A 10,587-nucleotide genomic window follows, 5' to 3' on the forward strand; every position below is an offset into this window, starting at 1 on the left:
ACGTCAGAAGTTGCTGTTGCTGGTGGTGGTGTCGCCGGTGGGGCCGTCGTCGTCGAGGCCTCCGCCGTCGAGGGCGAGGTCGAGGAGGTCCTGGAGGTCCATCGTGTCGATGGACTCGCCGGCGTCGGCGGCCCGCGCACCGGGGCCGGAGGCGGCCGTGGTGTCGGAGCCGGAGCCGGCGAGGCCCAGGAGGGTGTCCAGGAGCCCCGCTTCGCGGATCCGGCCCATCGGGATGGCGGCCAGGGTCCGGCGCAGCTCCGCGTCGAGCGGGTCGCTGTCCAGGTCCGCGACGGCCGCCGCGGCCGCGCCGCCGCCGCTTCCCTCGGGGAGGAGGGTGCGCAGCAGGTGACGGGTGAGGGCCTGGGGGTTGGGGTAGTCGAACACGAGGCTGGACGGCAGGCGCAGGCCGCAGGCGGCGCCGAGGCGGTTGCGCAGTTCGACGGCGGTCAGCGAGTCGAAGCCGAGGTCCTTGAAGGCCCGGTCCGGTGCGACGGCGTCCGCGGAGGGGTGGCCGAGGGCCGCCGCCGCGTGCTCGCGCACGAGGTCGAGGAGCGCGCTGTCGCGGTCCTCCCCGGACAGTTCGCCGAGCCGCCGCAGGAGCGTCGCGCCGGCGTCGGCCGCCGTGCCGTCACCGGTGGGCGTCGCACCGTCGGCCGTTTCGCCGCGGAGCGCCTCGCGCACCTCGGGCAGGTCGCCGACGAGCGGGCGGGGCCGGGCTGCGGCGAAGACCGGGGCGAAGCGCGCCCAGTCGACGTCGGCCACCGTCACCGCCGCGTCCCGGCCGGCGAGGGCGCGGTCCAGGGCCGTCAGGTTCGTGGCCGGGGCCACGGGCGGCAGTCCGCGCCGGGTGAGCTGTTCGGTCGCGTCGCCCTCGGTGGCCATGCCGGCCTCGGCCCACGGGCCCCAGGCGACCGCCGTGGCGGCGAGGCCGCGGGCCGCGCGGCGCTCGGCGAGCGTGTCGAGGAAGGTGTTGGCGGCGGCGTAGGCCGCCTGCCCGCCACTGCCCCAGACACCGGCGATGGAGGAGAACAGGACGAAGGCGTCCAGGGAGTCCGGTGTGTCGAACAGTGCGTCGAGGTGGACGGCGCCGGCGGTCTTGGCGGTGACGACCCGGGCGAACCCGGGCAGGTCGGTGCCGGTGCCGGGCGGCTGGGAGATGCCCGCCGCGTGGACGACGGACCGTACGGGGGTGCCGTCGGCCGCCAGGCCCGCGACCAGCGCCGCGAGCGCGTCCCGGTCGGTGACGTCGCAGGCGGCCAGGGTCACGGCCGCGCCGAGCGCTTCGAGTTCCGTGCGGGTCTCGCTCGCGCCGGGCGCCCGCGCGCCGCTGCGGCTGACGAGCACCAGGTGTTCCGCGCCGCGTTCGGCAAGGCGCCGGGCCACGTGGCGGCCGAGGGCGCCCGTGCCGCCGGTGATGAGCACGGTGCCGCACGGGTTCCAGCCGGATCCCGTACGGGTGCCGTCCGCGTCCGCCGCCGTGGTCCCGCGTACGAGGCGTCGTACGAGCGTCCCGGTGGCGCGGAGGGCCAGCTGGTCCTCGTCCCCGGCAGCGGTGAGCGCGGCGGGCAGGCGCGACAGGACCCTCTCGTCGCACACCGCGGGCAGGTCGAGGAGTCCGCCCCAGCGGTCGGGGTGCTCCAGGGCGAACACCCGGCCCAGGCCCCAGACCTGCGCCTGGGTGGCCCCGCCGAGGGTGTCGCCGGGTGCGGCGGCCACGGCTTCGCGGGTGACGCACCACAGGGGGGCGTCGGCGAGCTCCGCGCCCGGGCCGGCGGGCTCCGAGGTGAGTACGGAGGTCAGGGCGGCGGTCAGGGCGAGCCCGACGGGTACGCCGGGGTGCTCGGGATGCGGCCGCTCGTCCAGCGCCAGGAGGGACAGGACTCCGGTGACCGCTCCCGTGCCGGGGTCGGTCGCGGCCTCGCGCAGCAGGCCGTCCAGGCCGGTCCGCAGCACCGCCGGGTCGCCGTCGGCGACGTCGAGCGGGAGCGGCAGGACGCGCGCGCCCTCGGCGCCGATCCGGTCGGTCAGGGCGCGGACCCAGGGGTCCTCCGCCTGCGCCGCCGGTACGGCGACCAGCCAGGTGCCGGTGAGGGCGCCCCGGTCCTGGCCGGCGAACGGCTGCCAGGAGACGCGGTAGAGGAGCGCATCGGCCTCGGCCTGCGCCTGCCGGTCGCGCCGCCAGGCGGCGAGGGCGGGCAGGACGGAGCGGAAGGGCTGCTCCCCGTCGACGGCGAACTCGTCGGCGAAGGCGGTCAGGTCGGCCCGCTCCACGACCTCCCAGAAGCGTGCGTCGGCCTCGCTCCCGGCCCCGGCTGCCGGGGCCACCCCGCGCGGGGCGGTCGGCTCGGGCCAGTAGCGCACAGGCTGGAAGGCGTACGTGGGCAGGTCGACGCGGCGGGCGCCGCTGCCGGCGTAGAAGGCCGTCCAGTCGACGGTCACACCCCGCGTGTGGACCTGCGCCAGGGCACCGGCCAGGGCCTCCGCCTCGCCGCGGCCCTTGCGGAGCAGCGGTGCGAAGGTGGCGGCGTCCTCGGTGACGCAGTCCTGGGCGAGGGCGGAGAGCACCCCGTCCGGACCGAGTTCGAGGTACGTGGTCACCCCGGCCGCCTCCAGGGCACGCATCCCGTCGAGGAAGCGGACCGCCTCGCGGACATGCCGCACCCAGAACCCGGCCGATCCCATCTCGTCCGAGACCAGGGCACCGGTCAGATTCGACACCACCGGGATCCGCGGGGCGGCGAAGGTGATGCCCTCCGCCACCTTGCGGAACCCGTCCAGCATCCCGTCCATGTGCGGGGAGTGGAACGCGTGGCTGACCGTCAGCCGCTTGGTCTTGCGGTCCGGGAAGGCTTCGGCCACCTTGACCGCCGCATCCTCGTCACCCGCGACCACGACCGAGGTCGGCCCGTTGACCGCGGCGATGCTCACCCGGTCGGTCAGCAGCGGCAGGACCTCGTCCTCCGAAGCCTGCACCGCGATCATCACACCACCGGCCGGCAGCGCCTGCATCAGCCGGCCACGCGCCGCCACCAGCGTGCACGCGTCCTCCAGCGAGAACACCCCCGCCACATGCGCGGCAGCGATCTCACCGACCGAATGACCCGACACGAAGTCCGGCCTCACACCCCACGACTCCAGCAGCCGGAACAGCGCCACCTCCACCGCGAACAACGCCGGCTGCGCGTACTCCGTACGGTCCAACACCTCGGCATCAGAACCGAACAACACATCCTTCAGCGGCAGTTCGAGGGAGAAGCGGGCGCAGACGCCGTCGAGCGCGGTGGCGAAGACCGGCTGGGTCTCGTACAGCCCATGAGCCATTCCGGGCCGCTGGCTGCCCTGTCCGGTGAACAGGAACGCCAGTCCCCCACCGGACACCGTGCCACGGAACAGGCCCGGCGCCGGTTCGTCGGCCGCGAGTGCGGCGAGCGCGCGCAGCACACCCTCGCGGTCGGCGGCGGCGAAGGCCGCCCGGTGTTCGAGACCGGCCCGGCCGGTGGCCAGGGAGTGGGCCAGGTCCACGAGAGCGCAGTCCCCGGCTTCGGCCACGGGGAGCAGACGGGCGGCCTGGTCGCGCAGGGCCGACGGGTTCCTGGCCGACAGGACGTACGGCACCGGGCCGGTGGCGGGCGTCGTCGGCGTCGGGTCCTCGGGAGCGTCCGGGGCCGCCTCGATGATCGTGTGGGCGTTGGTGCCGCTGATGCCGAACGAGGACACCGCGGCGCGGCGCGCGCGCCGGGTCTGCGGCCATGGGGTGGGTTCCGTCAGCAGGGTGACCTCACCGGCCGTCCAGTCGACGTGCGGGGTCGGCGCGTCCACGTGCAGGGTCTGCGGAAGCACCCCGTGCCGCATCGCCAGCACCATCTTGATCACACCTGCCACACCGGCAGCGGCCTGCGTGTGACCGATGTTCGACTTGATCGAACCGAGGAGCAGTGGCTGCCCCTCCGCCCGCTCCTGGCCGTACGTCGCCAGCAGCGCCTGCGCCTCGATCGGGTCACCCAACCGGGTCCCCGTACCGTGCGCCTCGACCACGTCCACCTCGGCGGCCGACAGGCCCGCATTCGCGAGGGCGGCCCGGATCACCCGCTGCTGGGACGGGCCGTTGGGTGCCGTGAGGCCGTTGCTCGCACCGTCCTGGTTGACGGCCGAGCCGCGGATCACCGCGAGGACCGGGTGCCCGTTGCGGCGGGCGTCCGACAGCCGCTCCACGAGCAGCATGCCCACGCCCTCACCCCAGCCCGTACCGTCCGCACCCGCCGCGAACGCCTTGCAGCGGCCGTCGGGCGAGAGACCGCCCTGGTGGCTGAACTCGCTGAAGGTTCCCGGCGTCGACATCACCGTGACACCGCCCGCGAGGGCCAGAGTGCACTCGCCGTTGCGCAGGGCCTGGATCGCCCAGTGCAGGGCGACCAGTGAGGACGAGCAGGCCGTGTCGACGGTGACGGCCGGGCCCTCCAGGCCCAGGGCGTAGGAGACGCGGCCGGACATGACGCTGCCCGCGTTGCCGGTCATCACGTGGCCGAGTACGCCGTCCGCGTCTGCGGAGCGCTCCAACTGGGCGTCGTAGCCGGTGTAGGAGGCGCCGACGAACACGCCCGCCCGGCTGCCGCGCAACGAGGACGGGTCGATGCCCGCACCCTCGATCGCCTCCCAGGAGGCCTCCAGCAGCAGCCGCTGCTGCGGGTCCATCGCCAGGGCCTCGCGCGGGGAGATGCCGAAGAACTCGGCGTCGAAGGAGTCCGCGTCGTAGAGGAACCCGCCTTCGAAGGCCCGGCCGTCGCCGCCCTGTCCGGCGTACAGCTCGGCGGTGTCCCAGCCGCGGTTGCCGGGGAGCCCGCCGATCGCGTCGCCGCCGGCGGCGACGAGCCGCCACAGCTCCTCGGGGTTGCGGACGCCGCCGGGGTAACGGCAGCTCATGGCGACGATGGCGATGGGGTCGTCCTCGGCCGCCTCGGCCGACCGGACGCCCTCCGCTCCGGATCCGGTCTCCTCGTCGCCGAGGAGTTCGCAGTACAGCAGGCGTGCGAGGGCGACGGGTGACGGGTGGTCGAAGACGAGCGTGGTCGCCAGGCGCAGCCCGGTGGCCGCGCCGAGGCGGTTACGCAGCTCGACGGCGGTCAGCGAGTCGAAGCCGAGATCCTTGAACGCCTTGCCGGGCTCGACCCGTTCGGCCGAGGCGTGGCCGAGGACGGAGGCCACCTGTGCCCGTACGAGGTCCAGCAGTACGCGGTCGCGTTCGGACCGGGTGAGGCTGGTCAGGCGGTCGGTGAGCGAGGTGCCCGCGTCGTCCCGGGTGCGCGCGGTACGGCGTCCGGCCCGGCCCAGGAGCTCCCGGAAGACGGGGGCCACGGGGCCAGGGGCCGCGGCGGCGCGCAGGGCGGGCAGGTTCAGGCGGGCGGGGACGAGGACGGACCGGCCGGAGGCGAGGGCCGCGTCCAGCAGGGCCATGCCGTCGGCGGCGGTGAGCGCGCCCATGCCGTGCTGCTCCATGCGGCGCAGCTGGGCCTCGTCGAGCGTGCCGATCATGCCGCCGGCTTCGGCCCACAGGCCCCAGGCGAGGGAGGTGGCCGGCAGGCCCTGGTGGTGGCGGAGTTCGGCGAGGGCGTCCAGGTAGGCGTTGGCGCAGGCGTAGTTGGACTGGCCGGCGGCGCCGAGGGTGCCCGCGATGGCGGAGTAGAGGACGAAGGCGGTGACCGGCAGGTCGCGGGTCAGCTCGTGCAGGTGGTGGGCGGCGAGGGCCTTGGGCCGCAGGACCGTGTCGAGGCGCTCGGGGGTGAGGGAGCCGATGACTCCGTCGTCGAGGACGCCAGCCGTGTGCACCACGGTGGTGAGGGGGTGTTCGGCCGGGATCGCGGCCAGCACGGTGGCCAGGGCGTCACGGTCGGCGGCGTCGCAGGCGGCCCAGGTGACGCGGGCGCCCAACGCATCCAGCTCGGCGGTGCGTTCGGCGGTTCCGGGGGCGTCGGCGCCGCGGCGGCTGAGCAGCAGCAGGTTCCGTACGCCGTGGGTGCCGGCCAGGTGGCGGGCGACGATTCCGGCGAGGGTGCCGGAGCCGCCGGTGATCAGGGCGGTGCCGTCCGGGTCGATGACGGCGCCGGCGGTGGCGTCGGCGGTGACGGTGGCGGCGGTGGCGGCGCGGCGCAGCCGGGGCACGTGGACGGCTCCGTCGCGCAGCAGCAGCTCCGGTTCGCCGGAGTCGAGGGCCGCGGCAAGGACGGCCAGGTCGGCGGACCCGGCCGACCCGGCTGCCTCGGCGGACCCGGCTGCCTCGCCCAGGTCGCGGATGTCGGCGAGGACGAAGCGGCCGGGGTTCTCGGTCTCCGCCGACCGCAGCAGGCCCCGTACGGCGGCGTGCGGCAGGTCCTCGGCGCCCTCGCCGGGCCCGGCCACGGCTCCGCTGGTCACGAGGACCAGGCGGGCCGTCTCGAACCGGGAGTCGGCCAGCCAGGCCCGCACCAGGGCGAGCGCCCGCTGTGCGGCCCCGCTCAGGGCGTCCGGCCCGTCGGCCTGCCGGGGGAAGGGGGCCAGGACGTAGGCGGGTACCGGGGTGCCCGCGTCGACGGCCTCGCCCAGTTCGGCCAGGCCGGCGTACCGGACGGCCGGGCCGAAGCCGGTGTCGCCCAGGACCGCCCATCCGCCGGCGGGCGCGGTGGCGGTGGCGGGGACGGCGAGCGGCGTCCAGTCCAGGCGGAACAGCGCCTCGCGGACCACGGCCGGCACCGGGTCCGTGGCGTCGGTGGCGGCCGGCGTGTGGGGCCGCGGGGCGAGACGGCCGATGGTGGCCACGGGGTCGCCGAGGTCGTCGGCGAGGTCCAGGGCGAACGCGCCCTCGCCGGCGGGCCGGACGCGTACGCGCAGCGCGCCCGCGCCCACGGCGTGCAGGGCCACGTCCGACCAGACGCTGCCCGGGCCGACGCCGTTGCCGCCGTCCGGGGCCGTGTCCGTGTCCGTGTCCGCGTCCGCGTCGGTGTCCGCCAGGACGGTCGCGAGGTGCGCGGCGGTGTCGAGCAGGATCGGGTGCAGTCCGAACCCGGCTTCCTGCGCCGCGCCTTCGGGCAGGCGCACCTGCGCGAAGTACTCCCCGTCGCGCTTCCAGGCCGCCTCCACGGCCTGGAACAGGGGCCCGCGCACCGGGCCTCGGCGGAGGCCCCCGGCGGTGTCGGCGTCGTACAGCCGGCTGAGGTCCACGGCGTCCGCGCCGGCCGGAGGCCACTCGGCGAGGTCGAAGGACGCGGCGGGGCCCGCTGACCCGGCGGCCGCGGCAGGTGCCAGTACGCCGTGGGCGTGGCGGGTCCAGCCGCTGTCCTCCGCGGTCCCGCCCGCCCGCTCGGCGGACACGGTGAAGGTACGGCGGCCCCGCTCGTCGGCGTCCTCGACCAGTACCTGGATCCGTACCCCGCCGTCGGCGGGCAGCGCGAGCGGGGCGTCGAGGACGAGTTCCTCGATGTGCCCGCAGTCGGCCTGGTCACCGGCGCGGACGGCCAGTTCGACGAACGCCGCACCGGGCAGGACCGCCGCACCGGCCACGGTGTGGTCGGCGAGCCAGGCGTGGCCGCGCACCGAGAGGCGGCCGGTGCACAGCAGGCGGTCGGAGCCGGCCAGGGTGACGGCCGCGCCGAGCAGCGGGTGCCCGGCGGGGTCGAGTCCGGCGACGCTGACGTCCCCGGCCGTGTCGGCTCCGGGTTCCAGCCAGTAGCGCTCGTGCTGGAAGGCGTACGTGGGCAGGTCGACCGTGCGGGCGCCGGTGCCGGCGAAGTACGCCGCCCAGTCGACGGTGCCGCCGTGGGCGTGGACCCGGGCGAGGGCGGCCAGGACCGTCTCGGGCTCCGGCCGGCCGGCGCGCAGGGCGGGGACGAAGGCGGCGCCTTCGCCGCTGACGCAGTCCTGGGCGAGGGCGGTCAGAACGCCCTCGGGCCCGATCTCCACGTACGTGGTGACCCCGGCGGCCTCCAGGGCGCGGACGCCGTCGAGGAAGCGGACGGCCTCGCGGACGTGGCGGACCCAGAACTCGGCCGAGCCCATCTCGTCGGTGACGAGGGCGCCGGTCAGGTTGGAGACGACCGGGATGCGCGGGCTCTCGTACGTGAGCCCCTCCGCGACCCGGCGGAAGTCGGCCAGCATGCCGTCCATGTGCGGCGAGTGGAAGGCATGGCTCACCGTCAGCCGCTTGGACTTCCGGTCGGGGAAGGCTTCCACGATCGCGGTCGCCGCGTCCTCGTCACCGGCGATGACCACCGAGGCCGGGCCGTTGACAGCGGCGATGCTCACCCGGTCGGTCAGCAGCGGCAGGACCTCGTCCTCCGACGCCTGGACGGCGATCATCACACCACTGGCCGGCAGTTCCTGCATCAGCCGGGCCCGCGCGGCGACGAGCGTGCACGCGTCGTCCAGCGACAGGACCCCCGCCACGTGCGCGGCGGCGATCTCACCGATCGAATGCCCGGACACGAAGTCCGGCTTCAGACCCCAGCTCTCCAGGAGCCGGAAGAGCGCCACCTCGACGGCGAACAGCGCGGGCTGGGTGTACTCCGTCCGGTCCAGCAGGGCGGCATCCGAACCGAACAGGATCTCCTTCAGCGGGAGTTCGAGCCGGATGTCCAGCCGGGCGCACAGCGCGTCGAGCGCGGCCGCGAACACCGGCTGGGACGCGTACAGCTCACGGCCCATCCCCGGCCGCTGGCTGCCCTGGCCGGTGAACAGGAACGCGGTCCGGCCCTCGGCCGCGGTGTCGGTGACCAGTCCCGCGGCCTCCTCACCGGCGGCGAGCGCGGCGAGGGCGGAGTCGAGGTCGTCGCCGGTGCGGCCGATGAGCACCGCCCGGTGTTCCAGGGCCGCGCGGGTGGTGGCGAGGGAGAGGCCGAGGTCGAGGGCGGAGCCCGCGGCGGCGTCCGCCGTGCGGGCGGCGACCAGCCGGGCGGCCTGGGCGCGCAGGGCGGCGGCACTGCGGCCGGACAGCGTCCACGGCAGCAGCGTCGGCCGCACCGAGGCGGTCGCCGACGCGGTGACCGGAGCAGCGCTCCCTGTCCCGGTCCCGGACGCCCCGCCCGGCTGCGCGCCGTGCGGCGGCTGCTCGGCGGTGTCCGCCTCGGGGGCCTGCTCGATGATGGTGTGCGCGTTGGTGCCGCTCACGCCGAAGGCGGAGACGGCGGCGCGGCGCGGGGCCCCGGTCTCGGGCCAGGGCATGGCCTCGGTGAGCAGGGACACGGCGCCGGCCGACCAGTCGACGTCCGGGGTCGGCTCGTCCACGTGCAGGGTCTGTGGGAGGACGCCGTGGCGGATCGCCATGACCGTCTTGATGATGCCGGCGACGCCGGCGGCGGCCTGGGTGTGCCCGAGGTTCGACTTGAGGGAGCCCAGGCGCAGCGGCCGGTCCTCCGGCCGGTCCTGCCCGTACGTGGCCAGCAGCGCCTGCGCCTCGATGGGGTCGCCGAGCCGGGTCCCGGTGCCGTGCGCCTCCACCGCGTCGACCTCGGCGGCCGAGAGGCGGGCGTTCTCCAGGGCCTGGCGGATGACGCGCTGCTGGGCGGGGCCGTTGGGCGCGGTGAGGCCGTTGCTGGCGCCGTCCTGGTTGACGGCGCTGCCGCGGACCACGGCCAGGACGGGGTGGCCGTTGCGCTGGGCGTCGGACAGCCGCTCCACCAGGAGCACGCCGACGCCCTCGGACCAGCCGGTGCCGTCGGCGGCGGCGGCGAAGGACTTGCACCGGCCGTCGGCGGCGAGGCCGCGCTGGCGGCTGAACTCGACGAACACGTCGGGTGTGGGCATCACGCACACGCCGCCGACCAGGGCGAGCGAGCACTCGCGCTGGCGCAGCGCCTGCCCGGCCAGGTGCAGGGCGACGAGGGAGGAGGAGCAGGCCGTGTCGATGGTGGCGGCCGGGCCCTCCAGCCCGAGGACGTAGCTGACGCGGCCCGACAGGACGCTCGTGGCGCCACCGGTCAGCAGGAGCCCTTCGAGTCCCTCCGGGACCTCGCGGAGGTCGGCCCCGTAGCCCATGGCGCCGGCGCCGATGTAGACGCCGGTGCGGCTGCCGCGCACGGTCGCGGGGTCGATGCCGGCCCGCTCGAAGACCTCCCAGGAGGTTTCCAGGATCTGGCGCTGCTGCGGGTCCATCGCGAGGGCCTCGCGCGGCGATATGCCGAAGAACGCGGGGTCGAAACGGGTGGCGTCGGTGAGGAATCCGCCGCCGGTGTTGTAGAAGGTGCCCTTGCGGTCCGGGTCCGGGTCCGCGAGGGAGGCGATGTCCCAGCCGCGGTCGTCGGGGAATCCGGTGATGGCGTCGCCGCCCTCGGAGACCAGTCGCCACAGGTCCTCGGGGGACCGTACGCCGCCGGGGAAGCGGCAGCTCATCGCGACGATCGCGAGGGGCTCACGGGCGTCCTGCTCGACCTCCTGGAGGCGGCGGCGGGACCGCCGCAGCTCCGTGGTCATCCACTTCAGGTTTTCGAGAAGCTTTTCTTCGTTCGCGCCGGCCACTGGAACGTCACCTCCTGGAGAAATGCGGAATGCATGCGGGAATCGGCTGGGCCATCGGATCGCGCATCGGATCGGAAATCCGATCGGGCGTCGGTTCGGGCATCAAGG

At 75.5% G+C, this 10,587-nt stretch carries 1 protein-coding gene; it reads right to left on the bottom strand.

What is annotated here, in order from left to right:
* Window positions 1-3 precede the first annotated feature (3 nt).
* The gene (locus SLAV_RS08285) at window positions 4-10,479 is read right to left on the bottom strand and encodes a type I polyketide synthase (protein WP_100660819.1); all 10,476 of its coding nucleotides are present in this window, start codon (window positions 10,477-10,479) and stop codon (window positions 4-6) included.
* Between the last annotated feature and the right edge of the window lie 108 nt (window positions 10,480-10,587).

It is taken from the genome of Streptomyces lavendulae subsp. lavendulae (genome assembly GCF_002803845.1).
GTDB lineage: Bacteria > Actinomycetota > Actinomycetes > Streptomycetales > Streptomycetaceae > Streptomyces > Streptomyces lavendulae.